This is a genomic window from Streptomyces sp. NPDC091279, assembly GCF_044757465.1.
In the GTDB taxonomy this organism is placed as follows: Bacteria; Actinomycetota; Actinomycetes; order Streptomycetales; family Streptomycetaceae; genus Streptomyces.
The window spans coordinates 421,781-443,209 of record NZ_JBIVVA010000002.1 but is presented as its reverse complement, the minus strand read 5'-3'; the positions used below and the strand labels follow the sequence as shown (position 1 = coordinate 443,209).

18 protein-coding genes and 1 pseudogene are annotated in these 21,429 nt (G+C 70.8%); 8 read left to right on the top strand and 11 right to left on the bottom strand.

What is annotated here, in order from left to right:
• From ACIQOU_RS05540 to ACIQOU_RS05510, 7 genes are all read left to right on the top strand, one after another.
• Positions 1–1,335, top strand: coding sequence for a sulfate adenylyltransferase subunit 1 (locus ACIQOU_RS05540; RefSeq protein WP_401534085.1), 1,335 nt, complete (start codon positions 1–3; stop codon positions 1,333–1,335).
• A 235-nt stretch (positions 1,336–1,570) separates the two neighbouring features.
• Positions 1,571–2,683 (top strand): aliphatic sulfonate ABC transporter substrate-binding protein, encoded by a 1,113-nt coding sequence (locus ACIQOU_RS05535; RefSeq protein ID WP_401534083.1) that lies wholly within the window; start codon positions 1,571–1,573, stop codon positions 2,681–2,683.
• 34 nt (positions 2,684–2,717) lie between these two features.
• On the top strand, positions 2,718–3,497 hold the full coding sequence (locus ACIQOU_RS05530; RefSeq protein ID WP_401534081.1) for an ABC transporter ATP-binding protein: 780 nt from the start codon (positions 2,718–2,720) through the stop codon (positions 3,495–3,497).
• A gap of 82 nt (positions 3,498–3,579) precedes the next feature.
• Positions 3,580–4,416, top strand: a complete 837-nt coding sequence (locus ACIQOU_RS05525) for an ABC transporter permease (protein WP_401534677.1) — start codon at positions 3,580–3,582, stop codon at positions 4,414–4,416.
• A 5-nt stretch (positions 4,417–4,421) separates the two neighbouring features.
• Positions 4,422–5,189 carry a sirohydrochlorin chelatase gene (locus ACIQOU_RS05520; protein WP_401534080.1) on the top strand — a complete coding sequence of 256 codons (768 nt, stop codon included), beginning with the start codon at positions 4,422–4,424 and terminating at the stop codon, positions 5,187–5,189.
• 90 nt (positions 5,190–5,279) lie between these two features.
• Positions 5,280–5,765, top strand: coding sequence for a hypothetical protein (locus ACIQOU_RS05515; protein ID WP_401534078.1), 486 nt, complete (start codon positions 5,280–5,282; stop codon positions 5,763–5,765).
• An 18-nt stretch (positions 5,766–5,783) separates the two neighbouring features.
• Complete coding sequence (locus ACIQOU_RS05510) at positions 5,784–6,917, top strand: hypothetical protein (RefSeq protein WP_401534077.1); 1,134 nt, start codon at positions 5,784–5,786, stop codon at positions 6,915–6,917.
• Between the two features lie 60 nt (positions 6,918–6,977).
• Here the strand turns inward: ACIQOU_RS05510 and ACIQOU_RS05505 are convergent, their stop codons facing one another.
• The 7 genes and pseudogenes from ACIQOU_RS05505 to ACIQOU_RS05475 form a co-directional block, all read right to left on the bottom strand.
• Positions 6,978–8,000, bottom strand: a complete 1,023-nt coding sequence (locus ACIQOU_RS05505) for a ketopantoate reductase family protein (protein WP_401534075.1) — start codon at positions 7,998–8,000, stop codon at positions 6,978–6,980.
• A gap of 221 nt (positions 8,001–8,221) precedes the next feature.
• Positions 8,222–8,785, bottom strand: coding sequence for a DUF1697 domain-containing protein (locus tag ACIQOU_RS05500; protein WP_401534073.1), 564 nt, complete (start codon positions 8,783–8,785; stop codon positions 8,222–8,224).
• Between the two features lie 828 nt (positions 8,786–9,613).
• Entirely contained in the window at positions 9,614–10,825 is a 1,212-nt protein-coding gene (gene mgt / locus ACIQOU_RS05495; RefSeq protein ID WP_401534072.1) for a macrolide-inactivating glycosyltransferase, read from the bottom strand.
• A gap of 173 nt (positions 10,826–10,998) precedes the next feature.
• Positions 10,999–11,778, bottom strand: a pseudogene (gene erm / locus ACIQOU_RS05490) (ErmE/ErmH/ErmO/ErmR family 23S rRNA (adenine(2058)-N(6))-methyltransferase).
• Between the two features lie 324 nt (positions 11,779–12,102).
• Positions 12,103–13,395, bottom strand: a complete 1,293-nt coding sequence (locus tag ACIQOU_RS05485; protein ID WP_401534070.1) for an ABC transporter substrate-binding protein — start codon at positions 13,393–13,395, stop codon at positions 12,103–12,105.
• Complete coding sequence (locus tag ACIQOU_RS05480) at positions 13,395–14,228, bottom strand: carbohydrate ABC transporter permease (RefSeq protein ID WP_401534069.1); 834 nt, start codon at positions 14,226–14,228, stop codon at positions 13,395–13,397. Before ACIQOU_RS05480 ends, ACIQOU_RS05485 begins: the two co-directional genes overlap by 1 nt.
• A complete protein-coding gene (locus ACIQOU_RS05475) occupies positions 14,225–15,148 on the bottom strand; it encodes a carbohydrate ABC transporter permease (RefSeq protein ID WP_401534068.1) in 924 nt (307 codons plus the stop codon). Before ACIQOU_RS05475 ends, ACIQOU_RS05480 begins: the two co-directional genes overlap by 4 nt.
• Before the next feature lie 332 nt (positions 15,149–15,480).
• Here ACIQOU_RS05475 and ACIQOU_RS05470 point away from each other — a divergent pair, with 332 nt between their 5' ends.
• Positions 15,481–16,344 carry a phosphotransferase enzyme family protein gene (locus ACIQOU_RS05470; RefSeq protein WP_401534065.1) on the top strand — a complete coding sequence of 288 codons (864 nt, stop codon included), beginning with the start codon at positions 15,481–15,483 and terminating at the stop codon, positions 16,342–16,344.
• A 508-nt stretch (positions 16,345–16,852) separates the two neighbouring features.
• Here ACIQOU_RS05470 and ACIQOU_RS05465 read toward each other — a convergent pair.
• From ACIQOU_RS05465 to ACIQOU_RS05450, 4 genes are all read right to left on the bottom strand, one after another.
• Positions 16,853–17,578, bottom strand: a complete 726-nt coding sequence (locus tag ACIQOU_RS05465; protein ID WP_401534064.1) for a 3'-5' exonuclease — start codon at positions 17,576–17,578, stop codon at positions 16,853–16,855.
• Between the two features lie 99 nt (positions 17,579–17,677).
• Positions 17,678–18,925: an SAV2148 family HEPN domain-containing protein gene (locus ACIQOU_RS05460; protein WP_401534062.1), complete on the bottom strand. Its 1,248-nt coding sequence runs from the start codon at positions 18,923–18,925 to the stop codon at positions 17,678–17,680.
• A 115-nt stretch (positions 18,926–19,040) separates the two neighbouring features.
• Positions 19,041–20,372 (bottom strand): copper amine oxidase, encoded by a 1,332-nt coding sequence (locus ACIQOU_RS05455; RefSeq protein WP_401534059.1) that lies wholly within the window; start codon positions 20,370–20,372, stop codon positions 19,041–19,043.
• 56 nt (positions 20,373–20,428) lie between these two features.
• Positions 20,429–21,247 carry a Tat pathway signal sequence domain protein gene (locus ACIQOU_RS05450; RefSeq protein ID WP_401534674.1) on the bottom strand — a complete coding sequence of 273 codons (819 nt, stop codon included), beginning with the start codon at positions 21,245–21,247 and terminating at the stop codon, positions 20,429–20,431.
• Positions 21,248–21,429 lie beyond the last annotated feature (182 nt).

Below are 21,429 nucleotides of genomic sequence, written 5' to 3'. Positions count from 1 at the left end.
ATGACGACGATCACGATCGAGGAACTCGCCGAGACCACGTTGCTGCGGTTCGCGACGGCCGGCTCCGTCGACGACGGCAAGTCCACCCTCGTCGGACGGCTGCTGCACGACTCCAAGTCCGTCCTCACCGACCAGCTCGAAGCCGTCGAGCACGCCTCCCGCAACCGCGGCCAGGACACCCCGGACCTCGCTCTGCTCACCGACGGCCTGCGCGCCGAGCGGGAGCAGGGCATCACCATCGACGTCGCCTACCGCTACTTCGCCACCCCCAGGCGGCGGTTCATCCTCGCCGACACCCCGGGCCATGTGCAGTACACCCGCAACATGGTGACGGGTGCCTCCACGGCCGAGCTGACGGTGATCCTCGTCGACGCCCGCAACGGCGTCGTCGAGCAGACCCGGCGGCACGCGGCGATCGCGGCGCTGCTGCGGGTCCCGCACGTCGTCCTCGCCGTCAACAAGATGGACCTGGTCGAGTACCGGGAGCCGGTGTTCGCGGCGATCGCCGAGGAGTTCACGGCGTACGCGACCGAGCTGGGCGTCCCCGAGGTCACCGCCATCCCGATCTCCGCGCTGGCCGGCGACAACGTCGTCGAACCCTCCGCGACGATGGACTGGTACGGCGGCCCCACCTTCCTCGAACACCTGGAGACGGTCCCGGTCAGCCATGACCTGAGCCACTGCCACGCCCGGCTGCCGGTGCAGTACGTGATCCGTCCGCAGACCGCCGAGCACCCCGACTACCGGGGGTACGCCGGTCAGATAGCCGCCGGTTCGTTCCGCGTCGGCGAGGCCGTCACGGTGCTGCCGTCCGGGCGCGCCTCGCGGATCTCCGGCATCGACCTGCTCGGCGTGCCGGTCGACGTGGCGTGGACGACGCAGTCGGTGACCCTCCTGCTGGAGGACGACATCGACATCTCGCGCGGCGACCTCATCGTGCCCAGCGAGGACGCCCCGCCGACCACGCAGGACGTCGAGGCGACCGTCTGCCATGTCGCCGACCGGCCGCTCACCGTCGGCCAGCGGGTGCTGCTCAAGCACGGCACCCGTACCGTCAAGGCGCTGGTCAAGGACATCCCGTCCCGGCTCACGCTCGACGACCTGTCCCTGCACCCGCATCCGGGACAGCTCGTCGCCAACGACATCGGCCGCGTGAAGATCCGCACCGCGGAGCCGCTGCCGGTGGACTCCTACGCCGACTCGCGCCGCACCGGTTCGTTCATCCTGATCGACCCGAACGACGGCACCACGCTCACCGCGGGCATGGTCGGCGAGTCCTTCGCGTCCCCGGAGCCGGTCAAGAACCCGGCCGAGGAAGACGGTTGGGACTTCTGACATGAGGGGTGACGACTTCTACTCGACGTTCGCGAAGGAGGGGGGCCGCGTCGGCAGCGGCCACCTCGGCAGCGGGCAGGGCGGGGTCGCGCGATGTGCGCGATGACGTACGCGCACCGCCTGCGCGCCCTGTCCCCCCGCCCGCCGTCGCGGACACGACGAAAACCCCCAGCCGAATTCCCGGCCACGACCTGACAGACCGTGACCCGCCGGGCCAACGAGAGGAACACCTCCCGTGCCTGCCAACCGCTCCACGTTCCTGCGCCGCGGCATCGCCGTCGTCGCGGCCCTGCCTCTGCTGACGCTCGCCGCCTGCGGCTACGGTTCCCAGGCCACAGGTGAGGCGGCGAACCAGAAGGTCGCCGCCGGGGCGAAGAAGATCGACGGTCTCGACACCGTGAAGATCGGCTACTTCGGCAACCTGACCCACGCGACCGCGCTGGTCGGCGTGAACAAGGGCTACTTCCAGAAGTCGCTGGGCGCCACGAAGGCCGCGTACCAGATCTTCAACGCGGGCCCGTCCGAGATCGAGGCCATCAACTCCGGTGCCATCGACATCGGTTGGATCGGCCCCTCGCCCGCGATCAACGGCTACACCAAGTCCGACGGCAAGAGCCTGAAGATCATCGGCGGTTCGGCGTCCGGCGGGGTCAAGCTGGTCGTGAACCCCAAGAAGATCAAGTCCCTGAAGGACGTCAAGGGCAAGAAGATCGCCACCCCGCAGCTGGGCAACACGCAGGACGTGGCGTTCCTCAACTGGATCGCGGACCAGGGCTGGAAGGTCGACGCGCAGAGCGGCAAGGGTGACGTGTCCGTCGTGCGGACCGACAACAAGGTGACGCCGGACGCGTTCAAGTCCGGTTCCATCGACGGGGCCTGGGTGCCGGAGCCGACGGCGTCGAAGCTGGTCGCGGAGGGCGGCAAGACGCTGCTCGACGAGTCGTCGTTGTGGCCGGACAAGAAGTTCGTGATCACCAACATCATCGTGCGGCAGGCGTTCCTCAAGGAGCACCCGAAGGCCGTCGAGGCGGTCCTGAAGGCGTCCGTCGAGACCAACAAGTGGATCAACGCCAACCCGGACGCGGCGAAGAAGGCGGCGAACGAGCAGCTCGCGGACGACTCCGGCAAGGCGCTGCCCGCCGACGTCCTCGACCCGGCGTGGACGTCCATCCGGTTCACCGACGACCCGCTGGCCTCGACCCTCGGCACCGAGGCGGAGCACGCGGTGAAGGCCGGTCTGCTGGAGAAGCCGAACCTCAAGGGCATCTACGACCTCACGCTCCTCAACAAGGTCCTCAAGGCCGAGGGCGACAAGACGGTCGGCGCCGCCGGTCTCGGCACCAGCTGACCCCGGTCCGACGAGTTCCCAGGAGGTGACGACCATGGCCACCACATTCGCCAAGGCCGAGGAGACGGTCGAGTACGCCGCCCGCCTCGACCATGTCTCGAAGTCCTTCGCGACGCCGGGAGGGCAGCAGCTCGTCCTGGACGACATCAGCATCGATGTCGCGCCGGGCGAGTTCGTCACCCTCCTGGGGGCCTCGGGCTGCGGCAAGTCGACGTTGCTGAACCTGGTGGCCGGCCTCGACAGGCCGACCGCCGGTTCCATCACGACGGACGGGCGCCCGGCCCTGATGTTCCAGGAGCACGCCCTGTTCCCGTGGCTGACCGCGGGCAAGAACATCGAACTCGCCCTGAAACTCCGGGGAGTTCCGAAGAACGACCGCCGCGACAAGGCCGAGCGGCTGCTCGAACTGGTGCGGCTGAAGGGCGCGTACGGCAAGCGTGTCCACGAACTGTCGGGCGGTATGCGCCAGCGCGCGGCCCTGGCCCGCTCGCTCGCCCAGGAGAGCAACCTGCTGCTGATGGACGAGCCGTTCTCCGCGCTCGACGCCATCACCCGGGACGTCCTGCACGACGAACTGACCCGGATCTGGGAGGAGACGGGCCTGTCCGTCCTGTTCGTCACGCACAACGTGCGCGAGGCGGTCCGGCTCGCCCAGCGCGTGATCCTGCTGTCGTCCCGGCCGGGCCGGATCGCCCGCGAGTGGGCGGTCGACATCCCGCAGCCACGCCGGATCGAGGACGCCCCGGTGGCCGAACTGTCCCTGGAGATCACCGATGTACTGCGTGGGGAGATCCGCCGCCATGGCCAGCACTGAGACACCGACGACGGACCCGTCGACGGACCCGTCGCGGACGAGCGCGGACCTGGCGACAGGAACCGCGAGCCAGGTCGCCGCCATGGGCGCGGGCCTGGACGCCCTGGAGACGTCCCTCACCACCCGCCCCACCCTCCGCCAGACCCTCACCACCAAGACCCTCCCGCCGGTCCTCGCGGTCGCGGTGATCCTGGTGGTCTGGGCGCTGCTCTACCCGGTCGTCGACAACCCGTCGAAGCTGCCGTCACCGGCGGCGGTCGGGGACGCGTTCCGGGACGCCTGGCTGCGGGGCACGCTGCTCGACTACATCTGGACCAGCGTCTCGCGCGGTCTGCTCGGCTTCCTCCTGTCGCTGGCGATCGGCACCCCGCTGGGGCTGCTGGTGGCGCGGGTGAGGTTCGTGCGCGCGGCGATCGGCCCGATCCTGTCGGGGCTCCAGTCGCTGCCGTCGGTGGCGTGGGTGGCTCCGGCCGTGATCTGGGTCGGCCTGAACAACTCCATGATGTACACGGTGATCCTGCTGGGCGCCGTCCCATCCATCGCCAACGGCCTGGTCTCCGGCGTCGACCAGGTGCCACCGCTGTTCCTGCGGGCGGGCCGCACGATGGGCGCGACCGGCGTCAGGGGCGTCTGGCACATCACCCTGCCGGCCGCGCTGCCGGGCTATCTCGCCGGACTCAAGCAGGGCTGGGCCTTCTCCTGGCGCTCCCTGATGGCCGCCGAGATCATCGCCAGCTCCCCCGATCTGGGCCTGGGACTTGGGCAGTTGCTGGAGAACGGCCGCAACGCCAGTGACATGGCGATGGTGTTCGAGGCGATCCTGCTCATCCTGTTCGTCGGCATCGCCATCGACCTGCTGATCTTCAGCCCGTTGGAGCGCCGGGTGCTGCGCAGCCGCGGTCTGCTGGTGAAGAGCTGAGCCCCATGGTCAACGAGCCGGTCCTCCTCGTCATCGCCCACGGCAGCCGCGACCCGCGGCACGCGGCGACCGTGCACGCCCTGGTGCGGCGGGTGCGGGCGCTGCGGCCCGGGCTGCGCGTGGAGACCGGCTTCCTCGACTTCAACGTCCCTTCCGTGCAAGGGGTGTTGGAGTCGCTGGCGGCGGACGGCGTCCGGGACGTGGTGGCGCTCCCGCTGCTGCTGACCCGCGCCTTCCACGCGAAGGCCGACATCCCGGCGGTCCTGCGGGACGCGCCACGGAGCCTGCGCATCCGGCAGGCGGAGGTGCTCGGCCCCTCGCCGCTGCTGCTGTCCGCTCTCGAACGGCGGTTGTACGAGGCGGGGTTGACGCCCGCCGACAAGTCCTCGACCGGGGTCGTGCTGGCCTCGGCGGGGTCCACGGACCCGGAGGCGATCGCAGTGATCGCAGATATCGCGCGGGAGTGGCGGCACACCGGTTGGTGCGCCGTGCGGCCTGCGTTCGCCTCCGCATCACTGCCCCGCACCGAGGACGCGGTCGACGAACTGCGCCGGCTCGGCTGCGCGCGGGTCGCGGTGGCACCGTACGTCCTGGCTCCGGGGTTCCTCCCCGACCGGATCGCGCGGGGCGCCGCAGGCGCCGATGTCCTCGCGGACGTCCTGGGTGCGGCGCCCGAGGTGGCCGCTCTCCTTTTGCGCCGTTTTCACACGGCGGTCACGGCTCCCGTCCTTGCGCCTTCACATGTTCCCGGCAGGTTCCTTTCCCGGGTGTAAAGAAGCTCAGGAGATCCTCAGATCCTTTGACCTCGAACTCATCCGTGGGCCAGGATGACAGTGCAACATCAACGGGGAAAGGAAACACACGTGAGGATCACCAAGAAGCGCATGGCCGTGGCCGCCGCGCCGATTGCGGCGGCGATTGCACTGTCCGGCGTCGCGGCCCCGCAGGCCAATGCCGCCAGCGCCACCACCGCCTGCGCCGCTTCGATCAACCCGACGTCCGACGCCAAAATCACGGTGAAGACGTACTACCTGAAGAAGACCAGCACGACGTGGCAGCACACGGACCGCTACTACTACCCGAGCAGCCACGGTTTCAAGAAGAGCCGTTCCGACTTCCGGATCTACTCCTACTTCCTGGACGGAACCAGCGGTAACCCGATCGGCAAGAACAGCCGGAAGAAGGGGCAGGAGCGCTGGGACGAGATCTCCTTCAGCACTCAGTACCCGGTGAGCCAGCGCCCGATCACGAAGAAGGGCACCACCCGTCTGATCGCCGAGGGTCAGTACAACATCGACGCCATCGGCGGCTGGCCCGTCACGTGCAAGTCGAAGTCGTTCGCTTTCTGATCGACGGATGAGGTAATCATGCGGGTGTGCGGCTTCGGCCGCACACCCGTCATTCGTCGCACGGGGGAAAGCATGAGATCAAAAACGGGCTCGGCCGCGCTCGCCGCGGCAGCCGCGGCCCTGGCACTGACCGTCGGCTGCTCGCCCACCGGCGGCGACCGGGCCGCCACCGCTCCGCCTCCCAGCAGCGTGGTCCTGACGGACGCGGACAGCCACGGGTACATCACCTTCGACACCGACCGACAGGTCCTCACCGGTTACACCCACGGCGGGAAGCGCGTGTGGGAAGAGGACCGGTATTTCCCGACCGATGTCCACTGCGCGGCATCCTGTCCGGACGCGGCGGTATCGGCCACGGCGGACATGAACAAGTCGGCGTCCGGAACACAGGTGTTGTGGAAACAGGACGGCCATTCCACGACCCAGTCCTTCACCGATAAATCCCTCGTGGTCCAGTGGGCCCGGGACAAGGACACCTGGGTCGCGACAACGAGTTCCGGCATCAGCTGGTCGGACCATGGCACGACCCATAAGGAGACCTTCGCCAAGGGGCTCGCCGACTCCATGGGGCGATTGTCCGCCGACAACGGCACGCTGCTGATCTCCATCCAGGAGAACGGCGGAAATTCCTGGAGTGTGTACCGGTTCCCGCTCAATAAGGCAGGCCTCTCGCCTTCGCGTATCGCCACGGATCTCCCGGGCAGCGTCGGATGCCTCTCTCCTGAACAGGACACGATGTGGACACTGGGAGACAAGGCATTCGAATTCAATCTGACCACGGGTAAGAAGATCCGTGATGTGAAGAAGTTCGCGAGTGACTGCGCGAGTTCGAAGACATCGACCGTTCTCGGAGCCTTCTCCGCGGACCCGGACCAGTCGACACAGGAAATCTCCATCACGTCCGGCAGCCGGGCCACGACTTTCCAGAAGGTCACGGTCAGGAGTTCCGGGGAGATCTCGGTGTTCCGGGACTGCGCCGTTCTCCTGTCGAACGGGAAACTCACCACGCTCTCCGCGCGGGGCACGAAGACCGAGTCGGAGATCGACGCGCACAGCATGCGGACGCTGCCCGACGGACACGTCTACAGCGTCGCCCCGTCCGGCAAGGTGGCGGAGCACCGCATCGACGCGAGCACCTGCCGGATCGTCTGAACGCCGGTTCCCCTCCGGTCCGGGCGCCGTCGGCTCGACGCCCGGACGGAAGGGACCGGTTCAGGGCTGCTGGACCGACGCGACGGCCTCGTCCGCCAGCGAGGCGAGGTCCGCGAACGGCAGCGATCCGGGTGCCCGGCGTGCGGCGGCGAACTGGTTGGCGAGGCGCTGGAGGAGTTCGTTCAGCGGGGTCGGCACGCCGTGCAGGCGGCCCAACAGGACGATCTCGCCGTTGAGATGGTCAGCCTCGATGGTGCCGGTGGCACGGGTCAACGACTGCCAGGAGGAACCGCCGCCGCGCGGCGCACCGGGCAACGGCACCAGGTCGACCTTGTGCCCGCGCAACGCCCGCTGCTCCTCGGTGCCCGCGTACGGGATGCCGGCGGCGTCGAGCACGGCCGTGCCCTCGGCCCGCACCCGGGCGAACAGTGCTCCGGCGTCGTCGCCGTCGAGGGGGCCCGTGACGGCTTCGATGGCGTTGCCGAGGTTGTTGAGGAGTTTGGCGTACCGCCAGCGCTCGACGTCGGCCACCACCGGCGCCTCGAAGTGCGAGCCCGCCAGGTCGGCGGCGACCAGACGGGCCGTCTCGTCGACCCCGTAGGGGTAACGCCCCAGGTGCAGGATGCCGGTGAGCGGGGCGCCCCCGGCGGAGACGGCGCCCGGCTCCAGATGGGTCGACGGCAGCCACACGCAGACCCCGTACACCCGGCGGAACACCCGTAGGGCGATGCGGGGGCTCTCGACGCCGTTCTGCGCGCAGAGCAGCGGCAGGCGCTCGGCCGCGGTGCCGCCACCGGCGACCTGCGCCGGGCCCCAGACGCTCAGCGCGGCCACCGTGTCCTGGGTCTTGACGGCCAGGACGAGAACGTCGTCCGGCCTCAACTCGCCCAGTTCGTCCGGCCCTTCGACGGCGGGCAGCCGGTGGGTGAACTCGCCGTCGGGCACCGTGAGCCGCAGTCCGTCCGCCCGCAGCGCCGCGAGGTGGGCGCCGCGCGCCACCAGAACCACGTCGTGCCCCGAGCCCGCGAGACGCCCGCCGATCGACCCACCGACGGCTCCCGCTCCAATGATGATGTAACGCATACCCCGAGCCTCGCACAGGGCGGGGGGTGAGGGCTCTTACTGCCGGGGCTGGGGACTGCCAAGGAGCTACGGGTTCGTGGAGCTGTAGGGCTACGGGTATGACGGGCCTACGGGTACTGCGAGGCCTCGCCTCCACGGGGCGTCCCGGGGCATGCCGCCCCTACGGGTCGTACGGGTATTACGGGGGCTCGCTCCGCCACTGGCGGGCCCCTCTCCGCCCCCTACGGGGCGCACTCCGCGCTGCGGGTGAGTTCCGCGAGCTTGGTGACGGTGTTCCAGTTGCGGGTCGTGGCGATGAGACCCCGGTTCACGCGGGGGCGCGAGAGGTGCTCGGCGAGCTGGGAGCGGCCGAGCCCGTCGGGGGCGTACAGGTACAGGGCGCGGTCGCCGAGGCGGAACTCCTCGGGTAGGTAGGTGTCCCGGCCGAGGTCGGCGAAGCGGGCGGGGTCGACGGGCGCGGAGAAGTAGGTGACGTGGAGCTGCTTGGGCTCCAGATCGGCGGCCGGGAAGGGGCAGGCCTCGACGATCGCCCGGAGGTAGGCGTGGTCGCGGACGATCACGTCGACGGGGAAGCCGAATCGTTTCTCGACGGCCTCGGCCAGCTCTGCGGCCAACGTCTCCTCGTCGCCGTGGTCGGCGGTGAAGACGGCCTGGCCGCTCTGGAGATGGGTGCGGACGCCGCCGTGTCCGAGGTCGTCCAGGAGCTGTCTCAGCTCGGCCATCGGGAGTTTCTTCTTGCCGCCCACGTTGATCCCACGCAGGAGCGCCGCGTACGTCGTCGTCATGCCCACACCATAGGTCGGCCGTCGTGCCCCGTGGGGGTGGGCACGACGGCCGGGTTCCGCAGGGGCGGACTGCGCGAAACTCTGGCCGATGGAGGGCTGTGTATTCAACAACTCCGCGCAGCTGTGATTTGTTCAACAAGGTTGCGTAACGACAAAGGGGCGCCGACCTGGGCGGACTGGACACGTCTGGGCTGACTGGGCTTATGCGCAGGGCATATGCCCGTACGGCTGCGAGGGGCGCGTCCTGCATTCCGGGGGCGGGCGTCGGCGCCGGAGGGGGGCGTTGACCGCGGCCCTGGAGGGGGCTGGCCTCGGCCCTGGAGGGGTGTCGGTCGCGGACCTGGAGGTGGTCAGCCCCGAACACCGAGGGTGTCCGCCCCCGGCCCCGACAGGTGTAGGGGCCCGCTCCTCCCCCGTGGGCAGGGGCCAGGGGGTCGTACTGAGGAGTCGAGCGCCCGGCATCTCGCCGGGGAGTGCGAGGAGCCGCGTTTGCCTCACCCCTGCATCCGGAGCGGGGGTGACGGCAGGGACATCCGGGGCGTGCTGCTCCCGGCGGTGCCGGCCCTGCTCGGCGGGTGCAACCGGTACTTCCCGAGGTGGCTCCAGCGCCTCCCCGCCCTCACCCACGACGACCTGCCGGAACCGACGGCACCGCCAGCTGGGCCTGCGGCTCGGGACGGCGAGGGGGAACGGGTCCGTGTGCGGCCCTCGAACTCACCTCGCCGTCAGTCGAGTTCGACTGGCGGCGGCTGAACTCGCCGGATGACGAGGGCCCGTTGAAGCCGCGAGGCCACAGACGGGCACTCGCCACGAACGCCCGCCGGGCACCTACCTGCCTCGCTGCGGGAGTTCGGCCTCGATCAGGTCGGCGGCCCGGCGTGTGCCGCCCTCCTGTGCCATCTCGGCCTGGATTCCCTTGAGTCGGCGGGCCGTCTCGGGGTCGTCGACGAGGGCGAGGGCGGTGGCCCGCAGGATCTCGGCCGTCGCCTCCCCCGTGTCGATACGCCGGGCCACGCCCAACGCCTGGAGCATGTCCGCGTTGCCGAACTGGTCGACCGCCTGCGGTACGGCGATCATCGGCGTGCCCGTCGCCAGCCCCTCCTGACTGCCGCCCGCCCCGGCGTGCGTGACGAACAGGTCGGCCTGTCTGAGGATCGCCAACTGCGGTACCCAGTCGTGGACTTCGACGTTGGCCGGGAGGTCCCCGAGGACGGCCGGGGCGACGCGGCGGCCGATCTGGAGGACCAGGTGCCAGCCGGGCAGGTCACCGAAGGCCCGCACGCACTCCCGGTAGAAGTCGGGCCGGTCGGTGAAGGAGGACCCCAGCGACACGAGGGCCACCTTCTCGACGCCGGCCGGCCGCTGCCAGTCGCCCTGCGCCGCGCGGTCGCCCTGGCAGGCGCCGACGAAGGTGTAGACGTTCTCGTCGACCCGGTCGGCGTTCGGCTGGAGGACCCGTGGGATCAGGACGAGGGAGCGGTCGGGGCGGCCCACGAACGGGTCAGGATGCAGGGAAATGCCGTTCGCCTCAAGCCAGTTGTGGAAGCGGGCGTAGTAGGCGCGGCCGCGTTCGGTGCGGCGGGGCTCGGCCCACATCGGCTCGGCGACCTCCTCCTCGTAGCCCTCCCAGGCGACGAGGTTCGGGGAGAGGGAGATCGCCGGTACGCCCCAGCGGTGGGCCAGAATCCGCCCCGGGTACCCGGTGATGTCGTGCAGGACGAGGTCCGGGGCGTCGCCCTCGTAGGCGTCGGTCAGTTGGGGCAGCGCCTGGATGGCGTCGTTCAGGAACGGCTCCACGTAGTCGAGGAGTTCGTTGCCCCACTCGGCCGGGTCGGCGCCGGGCAGGGGCAGGGTGGAGTGCCAGATCTTCGGTTCGGCTCCGGTCTCGGCGACCTTCTCCGCGAACGCGGGCGGGATCGCGTACGTGACCCGGTGCCCACGTGCGACCAGCTCGCGGATCACCTCAAGGCTCGGGTTCACATGACCGTGGGCGGCGATGGAGAACATCGCGATGTGAGCGGGGGTCGTCGTATCAGCCATATCCCGACGGTAGGCGAGACGAGACGTCTCGTACAACCTGATTGACGACGGGGAGGGTGGGGCGGGTGTGCGTGCGTCGCGGGCGCCCGAGCGGCCGGAGCCCGCGTGACCGTCGGGGGGCCACGCGGGCCTGCCGTCGCCGAGGGGTGGCCCGGCAGGGTGTCCCCTACGGGTCAGCGTGAGAGTTCCTTGTACAGGCGGAGCCAGTGACCCGGGGGCACCTCGCCCACCAGTGACTTGGGGGTGAGGTTCGCCGCGTGGAAGGCCGCGTCGACGCGGTGGCGGGGGTGGGCTCGACGGAGGGAGGCGTGCAGGGTGCCGCCGAGGCCGGAGAAGCCGAGTTCGACCAGGTGGCTCCAGGCGCGGTGGTGCGCCGGGGGGAGCAGCGGGGTGGGGCGGCGTTCGATGCGGATGACCCCGGCATCCACGCGGGGCACGGGGCTGAACCGGGTGCGCGGGACCCGTCCCACCAGTCGCCAGCCGAAGCGGGGCCAGCTGCGGACGGTCAGGAGGGTCCAACTCCCCTAGTCGCCGGTGCGTTTGCGGGCGTATTCGAGCTGGGTGAGGAGGGTGGCGTCGGTGAGGGCGTGCGCCCGCAGGCACCAGTCGACGATGTCGGCGGTGCGGGAGAAGGGCACGTTCCCGGCCACGGAGAAGGAGGCTCGGGGTGGCCGTGCGGTGACGAAGTCGCCCTCGATGAAGCAGACTTGGGGCGTGGTGGCGAAGCGGGCGCGCAGGGCGGGGACGAGTCGGCGGTCGATCTCGTAGGCGCGCAGTTCACGACAGCGGGCGGCGAGGTGTTCGGTCAACGCGCCTTTGCCCGCGCCGACTTCGAGGAGGAGCGGGGTTGGTCGGCCGTGCGGGACGGCGAGTCGGGCGAGGTGGGCGACGACGGCGCGGTCGGCGAGGAAGTTCTGCGAGAGCGCGCGCGAGGTACGGGTGGGGCGGGCCATGGCCTGCGGTCCTTGTCTTCCGTGACGGTGGGGAACGGGCAGCCGTAGGCCCTGACCGGAAGACAGGAGAAGGGCACACCGAGGGGGCGCACGTCAGATGCGTGCGCCCTGTCAGGCGTGCGGGAGCAGGGGACGTCGCTGCGGCTCGGCCGTCAGCGAGCGTCACTTCCCGGGCCGGTCAGGGCTCCGGGACCGCGCCGCATCCGGAGGGAATGCGTGGGGCCCCGGCCGTGACCGGTGAGGATGATCGCGTTGAACGCTGCCATGGGCGCGACGCTAGGGGGTTCGGGTGGCGCGGGCAACGGGTTTTCGGTGGGCGGGCGGTCAGCGCTGGTAGCGGGCGAGGACGAGGTTGCCGTCGTGTTCGAGGCGGTGGCGGAGTGCGGCAAGGCCGATCGCGCCGCTGTAGTACTCCTGGAACGCGGGCGTGGCGACCTTGTCCTTCCACTCGGGGTAGCCGCGCACGGACTGGGCGGGCGCGGGGATGAGGTGGCCGGCGAGCGCGGTGCCGGTCGCCCAGCCGTCGGTCGGTGTGTGCAGGGCGGGGTCCGCGAGGGCCTCGGTGCCGGTGGGCAGCATCCAGTCGCCGAGGGCGAGGCGGACCATGTTCTTCGGGCGCAGCAGAAAGTCGAGGAAGGCGGCGGCCTCCTTCTTGTGCGGGCTGTCCTGGGCGACGGAGAGGGTCTGCGGGCTGACGCCCTGGGTGAGTCCGGCGGCGCCGGCCGGGGCGGGCAGCACCTGCCAGCGGAACCCCTCGGGCGCCTGCTGGGCGATCTGCTGACGGTAGGAGAAGCCGAGCGGGACCATCGCGTACCGGCCGGCGAAGAAGCCGGGGAGCGTGTCGGAGCCGCTGCTGCCCAGGGTGGTGCCGGGGGCGCTGTGGTCGGTGCCGACCTGGTCGCGGACGGTGCGCGGTACGACCTGGTTGGCGGCGCCGAAGCGGACGGTCACCTTGCCGTCGGTGCCTCGGTGGAACATCCGGCCGCCCGCCGACAGGGAGAGGTTGAGGGAGGCGGAGACGGGCTCCTTGAGCGGCCAGGCGACGCCGTGACTCCCGTTGCCGCTCAGCCGTTCGGTGGCCTGCCGGAACTCCGGCCAGCTCCAAGGCCGTTGGGGCGTCGGGATGCGTACGCCGGACTTCTTCAGCAGGGTGCTGTTGGCGATCAGGACACGTGGTTCCTGGAGGAACGGCACTCCGTAGACGCCTTCTCCGAAGGTCGCCGTCTGCCAACTCCGGTGCGGGATGGCCGACTTCAGCCGGGCGGGGAGGAGGTCGCGCAGGTCGGCGAGGTAACCGCCGTGGGCGAAGTCCGCGAGGTCGTCGGAGGCGTCGTGGAGGATGTCGGGTGCCTCACCGCCCTCGAAGGAGGTGAGGAGCTGGTCGTGGACGCTGCCCCAACTCCCTTGCACATACTCGACCTTGACGTCCGGATGGCTCGCGTTCCACTCGGCGACCAGCTCCTTGGTGGCCCGGACGGACTCCTGCTGCCAGGCCAGGGACTGGAAGCGGAGGGTGATCCGGCCGTCGTGCGGGGCGGGGTCGCCGCCGGTGCAGCCGGCCAGCAGGGCGAGGGCCAGCAGGAGGGTGAGGAGGGGGCCGCCGGTCGTGGTCCGCATCAGCTCTTCACCGCCCCGGCCAGCATGCCGCCGGTGATGCGGCGTTGGATCAGCGCGAACACCAGCAGCGAGGGCAGGGTCGCGAGGAACGCGGCGGCGGCCAGCGGGCCCAGGTCCGCGACGCCCTCCGCGCCGATGAAGTGCGTGAGCACCACCGGCAGCGTCTGATGGTCCGGCGTCTTCAGCAGAACGAGCGCGAAGAAGAACTCGTTCCACGCGGTGACGAACGCGAACAACGCCGTCGCCACGATCCCCGGTGCCAGCAGCGGCGCCACCACCGACACCAGGGTCCGCACCCGCCCGGCCCCGTCGACCGCCGCCGCCTCCTCCAACTCCCTTGGCAGCGAACGGACATACCCGGCGAGCAGCCACAGCGAGAACGGCAGCGCCCACACCACGTACACCAGGACCAGACCGATCAGGGAGTCGATCAGCCGCAGGTTCTTCAGAACCAGGAACAGCGGGATGATCACCAGCACCAGCGGGAACGCCTGGCTGACCACCACCCAGCCGGTCGCGGCGCGGGTCAACGGGGAGCGGCGGCGGGCGATGACGTAGGCGAGCGGGGCCGCGATCAGGACGGCGAGCAGGGCCGAACCGGCGGCGGCCAGCAGGGAGTTGGCCGCCGCGTGCAGCAGGGGCTGTTCGTCGAAGGCCCGCCGGAAGTTGTCCAGGGTCGGGTGCCCGGGAATCCAGCGGGGGTGCGAACTGCCCAGCTCGCGTGGGGACTTGAACGCCGTGGACAGCAGCCACAGCAACGGGAGTGCGAGGAAGGCGAGATAGCCGAGCAACGCCAGGTACTGGCCCGCGCGGACGCCGGGTGGGGTCCTCATGTGTCGTCGCCTCCTGAGAGCCGGCCGGCCAGGAAGACGGCCAGCAGGATCGAGACGACGGCGACCAGCGCGCAGCCCATCGCCGCCGCGTACCCGAACTGCCCGTAGCGGAAGGCCTCTTCGTAGGCGAACAGCATCGGCAGCCGGGTGCGTCCGCCGGGGCCGCCGCTGGTGAGCACATAGACCAGGGCGAAGGAATTGACGTTCCAGATGAGGTTGAGGGCGGTGATGGCGAGGGCGACCGGTCGCAGGGCGGGCCAGGTGACCGTGCGGAAACGGCGCCAGGCTCCGGCGCCGTCGACGGCGGCCGCGTCGTGCAGTTCGCGCGGGGTGCCTTGCAGGCCGGCGAGGAGGGCGACGGTGGTCTGCGGCAGGCCCGCCCAGACGCCGACGACGATCACGGCGGGCAGGGCGGTGGCGAGACCGCCGAGCCAGTCGTACCCGGCGCCGAGGCCGAGGTCGCGCAAGGTCTCGTTGAGGACACCGGCGTCCGGTTGGTAGACGAGCCGCCACATGATGCCGACGACGACCTCGGGCATCGCCCACGGGACGATCGCCAGCGCCCGGGCGAGCGGGCGCAGCCGGAGGTCCGCGTCGAGCAGCAGGGCGAGGCCGAGCGCGAGCAGGAACTGCGGCACGGTCACGCCGGCCGCCCACACCAGACCGATCCGGAACGACTCCCAGAACAACGTGTCCTGCGCCAGGTCCCGGAAGTTGAGGAGGCCGATCCAGCGGGTGGGCCGCAGGCGGCCGGACTGGGCGTCGGTGAAGGCCAGCAGGACGCCGTAGAGGAGCGGACCGACGCTGAGGACGAGGATCGGGATCAGCGCGGGCAGCACCAGGAACCAGGCCCCGCGGTCGGGCGGGCCCGCACCGGAGGCGCCCTGCGCGGGCCGCTTCGTCGCGGTCACCGGGGTCACGTCATCGGCTCCTTCACACGGGTCGCGACGGGTGGGGCTGGTAAGTCCGGTGGGGGCGGTGGGCTCTATGAGGCCGGACGGCCCTTGCGGGTCCGGTGGGTTCTTGCGGGTCCGGTGGGTTCTCGCGGGTCCGGTGGGTTCTCGCGGGTCCGGTGGGCCCGGCGGGACTTCGTCATGGTCGTGACGTGAGGGTGGTCCGTCAAGGGCCCGCGCACGTGGTCCGACCTGTACGAATGCGAGACTGGCCGCCGGTGGTGCGGGTCGGTGCCACCGGCGCGACCGACCGGCACGGTTCTGGTGGGCGCGGTTGCGGCGGGACATGGAGGCGGACGATGGACGAGGCACGGGCCCGGAACGTACTGGCCACGGCGGGCGTGCTGCCCGGGCCGCCCGAGCGAGCGCGGCTCCTCGCGCTCGGCGAGAACGCGGTGTTCGCCGCCGGTGACCTGGTGGTCAAGGTCGGCCGCGACGCCGAACTCCTCGATCGGGCGCGCCGCGAACTCGCCGTCGCCGGGTGGCTCGCCGAGGCGGGCGTGCCCGCGGTGCGGGCGGCGCGTCCGGAACCGTTGCTCGTCGACGGGCATCCCGTCACCGTGTGGCAACGGCTGCCCGACGCCGTGCGGCCCGCCGAGCCCCGTGACCTGGCCGGGCTCCTGCGGCTCGTCCACGCCCTCCCCTCTCCCTCCTTCGCCCTCCCGCCCCGCGAACTGCTGGGCGGGGTCGAGCGGTGGTTGCGGCTCGCGGGGGACGCGATCGATCCGGCGGACGCGGAGTATCTGCGTCGGCGGCGGGACGGGTTCGCGTCCGCTGAGGCTGCGCTCACTCCGCACCTGGCGCCCGGGCCGATCCATGGGGACGCGTTGCCGCGCAATGTTCAGGTCGGGCCTGGTGGGGCGGTGTTGGTGGATCTGGAGACGTTCTCCTTCGACTTGCGTGAGCATGATCTGGTGGTCATGGCTCTGTCCCGTGATCGGTACGGGATGTCTGGCGAGGCGTATGACTCCTTCACCGCCGCGTACGGGTGGGATGTGCGGGAGTGGGAGGGGTGCGGGGTGCTGCGTGGGGCTCGGGAGACGGCCAGTTGTGCGTGGGTTGCGCAGCATGCGCCGGGGAATCCGCAGGCGTTGGCGGAGTTCTCGCGCCGGGTGGGGTCCCTGCGGGACGGGAACGAGTCGCTGCGGTGGCGTCCGTTCTAGGTGGGGCTGCGTTGCACTGACGTGCGGGTGAGGTTGCCTTTCGGGCGCGGCGGCGTTGCGGCTGGTCGCGCCCTCGCGGCGGAGCCGCATGTCGGTGCAGCCCCGCGCCCCTTATCGGTGTTGCCGGGCCGGAGTTGGCAGCGTGCGGTCCGCTTGGGTGTCGTTCGGGTGCGGCGCCGTCGTGGCTGGTCGCGCAGTTCCCCGCGCCCCTTCCGGCGCGCTGCTGAGCCGTCGGTGACAATGCTCGGCCCAGCTGGTCGCGCCCTCGCGGCGGAGCCGCATATCGACACAGCCCCGCGCCCCTTCAGGGGCGCTGCTGGGCCGTCGGCTGACACAGCTCGGGCCTGCTGGTCGCGCCCTCGCGGCGGAGCCGCATGTCGGTGCAGCCCCGCGCCCCTTCAGGGGCGTTGCTGAGCCGTTGGCTACATGCTCGGCCCAGCCGGGCGCGCCCCCTTGCCGGCGTTGTTGGGACGTCGGTTGGGCTGGTCGGTCCAGTTGGGTGTCCAGCTCATCTCGCCGGTGTGTTTGATGGTTCTCGTAGGGGCCAGGTGGGGTCTATGACGGCTTTGGGGTTGGAGTGGGTGCGGAGGTAGGACTGGAAGTCTGCTGCCCAGTCGGCGTGCCAGTCGATCTGGCGGTGGTGCAGTTCTGCCGGGCCCAGAGCGGCGAGTTTGGGGTGGCGGGTGGCTATTGCTGTGGCTAGGCGGGCTGCGGCCAGGGCGTCGGATGTGGCGTCGTGGGCCGTGTCGAGCGGGACGCCGTACTCCGCGCAGACCGCTTCGAGGTTGCGCTTGCCCCGGCGGTAGCGGTCGACCCAGCGGTCGATGGTGAGGGGGTCGACGACCGGGGCGGGCTCGCGGCCGCCGAGCCGCTCACGCAGGGACGGCAGGCCGTGGCGGCGCAGTTCGGCGGCGAGCAGGCTCAGATCGAAGGCCGCGTTGTAGGCGACGACCGGCACGCCCGCGTCCCAGTAGCCGACCAGGACGTCCGCGAGGGCGTCGGCGACCTCGTCGGCGGGGCGCCCCTCGGCCGTCGCGCGTTCGTTGCTGATGCCGTGCACGGCGACCGCGTCGGCCGGTATCTCCACGCCCGGGTCGGCCAGCCACTCCCTGCGGCCGCCCGGTACCGAGGCCGTCACCTCGATCACGGCGCCCGTGACGATGCGTGCCTCGAACGGATCGGTCCCCGTCGTCTCCAGGTCGAAGCCGATCAGCAGCTCCCGGTGCCAGCCCATGGGCGGCCCCCCTTCTCATGGTGCGTTCCCCCAGTGGTCTCCACCTTCGCACGGGCCACTGACAATCAGAGGAGCGCGTTCCGCTTGCCCGGGGGACACTCAGGACACAGGGCGCGAATCCACCCAGGACGTCTCGAACTCCTCGCGGTAGGTGGCGAAGAGCCCGACCTCGTCCGCCTCGTGGGTGTCCCCCGGCTTGACCACCCGGTTGCCGTTGCGCAGCACCAGTACCGGCGCCTCCATGCCCCGGGAGTGGCGCAGATAGGACTGGACGACGGCGATGCCGTCCGTGCCGTCGCCGTCGACCAGGTAGGCAGCGGTGCGCGGGGTCTCGTCATAGACCTGGATCTCGAAGGCGTCCGGGTCGCGCAGCCGGGAGCGGACCCGGCGCATGTGGAGGATGTTCATCTCGACGGCGCGGCTCAACTCGCCGCGCTTGATGCCGAGTTCACGCTCACGGCGTTTGACCGCGCTGGAGGCCGGGTTCAGGAAGAGCAGCCGTACCCGGCAGCCGCCCTCGGCGAGCCGGACCAGTCGGCGCCCGGAGAAGTTCTGCACCAGCAGGTTGAGGCCGATGCCGACGGCGTCCAGGCGCCGGGCGCCGCCGAAGATGTCCTCGGCCGGGAACTGCCGCAACAGCCGGACCCGGTCGGAGTGGACGGCGACGACATCGGCGTACCGTTCGCCGACCAGGTCCTCGACGGCGTCGATGGGCAGCCGGCGGGCGGAGGGGACGTCACCGGCGGCGCCGAGCGTCTCCAGGAGCCGCGCCGAGGCCCGTTCGGCCTGACCGAGGACGGCCTCGGACAGGGCGCGGTTGCGGGAGACGACGTTGCGGGTGACTTCCAGTTCGTCCAGGGCGAGTTCGACGTCGCGGCGGTCGTCGACGTAGGGCTCGAAGCACGGCCAGTGCTGCACCATCAGCTCGCGCAGCTGGGGCAGGGTGAGGAAGCTGAGGACGTTGTCGTCGGCCGGGTCGAGCAAGTAGCCCTTGCGGCGGCTGACTTCGCGGACGGCGACCGCGCGCTGCACCCACTCCTGACCAGCCGGTCCCGCGGCGGCGACCACCCAGTCGTCGCCGTGGACGGGCTCGTAGACGGGCCGCAGGACGGCGGCCACCACCGTGCGCAGCCGCTGTTCGACGAGGTTCAGCCAGATGTAGGCCCGGCCGGCTCGCTGCGCGCGCGTACGCACCTCGCGCCAGGCGTCGGCGTCCCAGTCGAGCTCCGGGCCGATGGAGGTCGTCTCCATCGGCCGGGCCAGGGACACCGTGCCGGGCGGGACTTCTGCGGAGTTCCCCTCGTGACCCTCGCCACCAGGGGGCAACTCCAGCCCTCCCGCGCCCACCCGCGCACCGCCTTCCGCTCCCCCGAGCTCTCCCCGTCCCAACGATCAAGGAAGGGTACTCCGGGAGCGGTCGGCGGTGCAGCCGGATGGACAAGGGTCTTTCCCGACCGAGGGCTCAACTACGGGGTTCCACGCGCCCGTTCTGATCGGCGAGGGCGGCCGGAGTGAGCGGATTCATAGCGGTCACGTCCCGTGGGGCGATGGAGAAGCCCTGCCAGTGGACGGGCATGGGCTGCTGGTCCTCGTCGCGGGCGATGTGGTGGAAGCCCACATTGACCCAGGTGATGGGGTGAGTGAGGGTCTGTCCGTTGACCCAGGTGTCGACGGACGTGCCGCGCCCGGCCGGGCAGGCGCCGGGGTTGTTGCTGGCGAACTGCTCGCATTTGTCGTACTCGGTGACGTACAGGTCGTGTTGGGTGAAGGAGCGGCCGGGGAACTTGGTGGTGGCGCCGGGCACGAACTCGTACGAACGCGCGTGCCCGTCCTTGTTCTTGCCGGTCGCGCTGACCATCCGCCACCAGCGGTAGTTCTTGGCGTCCCCGGCGAGTTCCTTGGTGACCTTGGTGACGGTCGTCCTGCTGGTCGGCGCTTGCTGGCCCGTGGCGGGCGGGCTGACCTGGGAGTCGTACTGTTCGACGCGGCCCTTGGTGGAGCCGTCGAGGGCGAAGTCGAGCCGCCAGAAGACGTTGTGGCTGTGGCTGGTGGCGAACGCCTTGGGGCCCTTGCCGATCGGCCAGCCCCGGCCGTCGCCCGCGTCGTAGTCGACGGGCGAGAGGCTGCCGGTGGCGCCGACGTTCATATTGATCGTGCCGTCGTCCTGGAAGCGCCACTCCGTCATGTACTCGTACCAGCCGACCTTGTTGACCGTATAGATCAACAGGTCCTTGCCCTGCTGCTGGTACACCTTGTTGCCGGTGTCGGCCTGCATCCGGTAGGCGTGTCCACGCGCGCGCGTGGTGGTGCACATGCCCTTGATGTTCGGCGTGCCGGAGTAGAACGGGTCGGCGACCTTGACGGTCTTGATCGTGCCGCCGGGACATTCGGCGGCGTCCATATGGACGAGTCCCTGGGCGAAGCCGAAGCCGGTGAGGTCGTCGTACTCGACGCTGCCGTCGTCATAAGGGACGTCGATCTGGCCGAGGCGGGCGCTGGCGAGGACCTTGATGGGCTTGGGCTCGCCCTTGGGCTGGTAGGAGATGTTCTCCAGGACCAGCCCGGCCTTGCTGTCGTAGTGCCAGCACATCCGCCAGGTCGTGCCGGTGGAGAGCTTCTGTTCGACGCGGTAGGCGGCGCTGCACTCGGCGGCGGGGGCCACGGCGGCCCCGGGCCGCGTCTGCGGCTGGGCTGCGGCGGGTCCGGCACCGGTCGCGGCGCCGACGGCGAGCGCGGCCACGGACAGGCCCAGGGTGGCCCGGCTGCGGGCACGGCTGATTCTGTTCACGGGCATGACGAAGTGACTCCCTTACAGGAGGTGCGAGTTCGTGAGGTGTCAGAAGGGCGCGGTCAGTCGCGGCCGAGCGCGACGACCGTGCGCGCGCTGAGGTCGATCACCAGGTGACGGGCGTCGATCCAGGGCCCGTTCTTCACCTTCGGGAAGAGCCGTACGCACCGGTGTGCGCCGCAGGCGTCGAGCGCGGCCGGCTGGGCGCCCGGGGTGGCCCGGTAGACCGCGCCATTGATCAACAGTTGATCCGGGGAGGTCAGCGCGGCGCCGGTGGCGTCCTTGAAGTCCTCCTTGAGTCCCGCGCCGAGCGGGTCGGCGATCAGCAGTGCGGTCGCCTCGTCGAACTCCGCGCGCGCGAGCGGCGGTTGGACGCCGTGCTGCCGGGTGGTCGCCTCGACCTTGCCCGTCGACAGGTTCACCGTCCGGGTGACGAGGGCGTCGTCGCGGTAGTCGTAGAACGCCACGTCCGCGCGGCGCGGCGCGTCCGGGCCCGCCGCCCGGCCCTCCACCGGGTCGGCCAGGTCCACGGTCAGCCGCTGCGGTCCGCGCTGTCCCGCCACGTTCTGGGCGGAGTTGAGCTGCTTCCCCTGGGCGGCGATCTTTTCGACCCGCTTCAGCTCGTCGTCGGTGAGCGGATCGCGTCCGGTCCCCTGGGCGCCTTCCACGGGCGCCTGTTCGACGACGGTCTGCGGGACCACGTCGTTGTGCCCCTGGCCCGCCCATCCGGCGTCCTGGGCCCCGTTGCCGGTCCTGGCGGCGGTGTCGTCGGCGCCCGCCGTGCCCGGCAGGGTGACGGCGACCATCACCGCCGTCGCGGCCACCGCTGTCGCCGCACCGGCCACCACCTTGCCGAGGTGGCGGTGGACTGTCCTGCGCACCATGTTCCCCCCTACTCCCCCTGAAACTCCGGGAGTACGTCTGCCCCATCGCTTCGGCGTTCCCGGTGCGCGGTGGTCATTCCGCTCACAGGGAACGCACTGGTCGGGCGGTAAGAGGGGCGTAAGTCATGGGTGGTTCCCTCACTTTCGGGGAGACTCGGGAGCGAGGCGCGTACGGTGGC

Coding starts and splice junctions, on each gene's coding strand:
- ACIQOU_RS05520 (WP_401534080.1), top strand. CDS start 4,422: ATGGTCAACGAGCCGGTCCTCCTCGTCATCGCCCACGGCAGCCGCGAC.
- ACIQOU_RS05465 (WP_401534064.1), bottom strand. CDS start 17,578: ATGGGCTGGCACCGGGAGCTGCTGATCGGCTTCGACCTGGAGACGACG.
- ACIQOU_RS05540 (WP_401534085.1), top strand. CDS start 1: ATGACGACGATCACGATCGAGGAACTCGCCGAGACCACGTTGCTGCGG.
- ACIQOU_RS05500 (WP_401534073.1), bottom strand. CDS start 8,785: ATGACGACGACGTACGCGGCGCTCCTGCGTGGGATCAACGTGGGCGGC.
- ACIQOU_RS05470 (WP_401534065.1), top strand. CDS start 15,481: ATGGACGAGGCACGGGCCCGGAACGTACTGGCCACGGCGGGCGTGCTG.
- ACIQOU_RS05485 (WP_401534070.1), bottom strand. CDS start 13,395: ATGCGGACCACGACCGGCGGCCCCCTCCTCACCCTCCTGCTGGCCCTC.
- mgt (WP_401534072.1), bottom strand. CDS start 10,825: ATGGCTGATACGACGACCCCCGCTCACATCGCGATGTTCTCCATCGCC.
- ACIQOU_RS05530 (WP_401534081.1), top strand. CDS start 2,718: ATGGCCACCACATTCGCCAAGGCCGAGGAGACGGTCGAGTACGCCGCC.
- ACIQOU_RS05480 (WP_401534069.1), bottom strand. CDS start 14,228: ATGAGGACCCCACCCGGCGTCCGCGCGGGCCAGTACCTGGCGTTGCTC.
- ACIQOU_RS05510 (WP_401534077.1), top strand. CDS start 5,784: ATGCGGGTGTGCGGCTTCGGCCGCACACCCGTCATTCGTCGCACGGGG.
- ACIQOU_RS05505 (WP_401534075.1), bottom strand. CDS start 8,000: ATGCGTTACATCATCATTGGAGCGGGAGCCGTCGGTGGGTCGATCGGC.
- ACIQOU_RS05455 (WP_401534059.1), bottom strand. CDS start 20,372: ATGCCCGTGAACAGAATCAGCCGTGCCCGCAGCCGGGCCACCCTGGGC.
- ACIQOU_RS05525 (WP_401534677.1), top strand. CDS start 3,580: ATGGGCGCGGGCCTGGACGCCCTGGAGACGTCCCTCACCACCCGCCCC.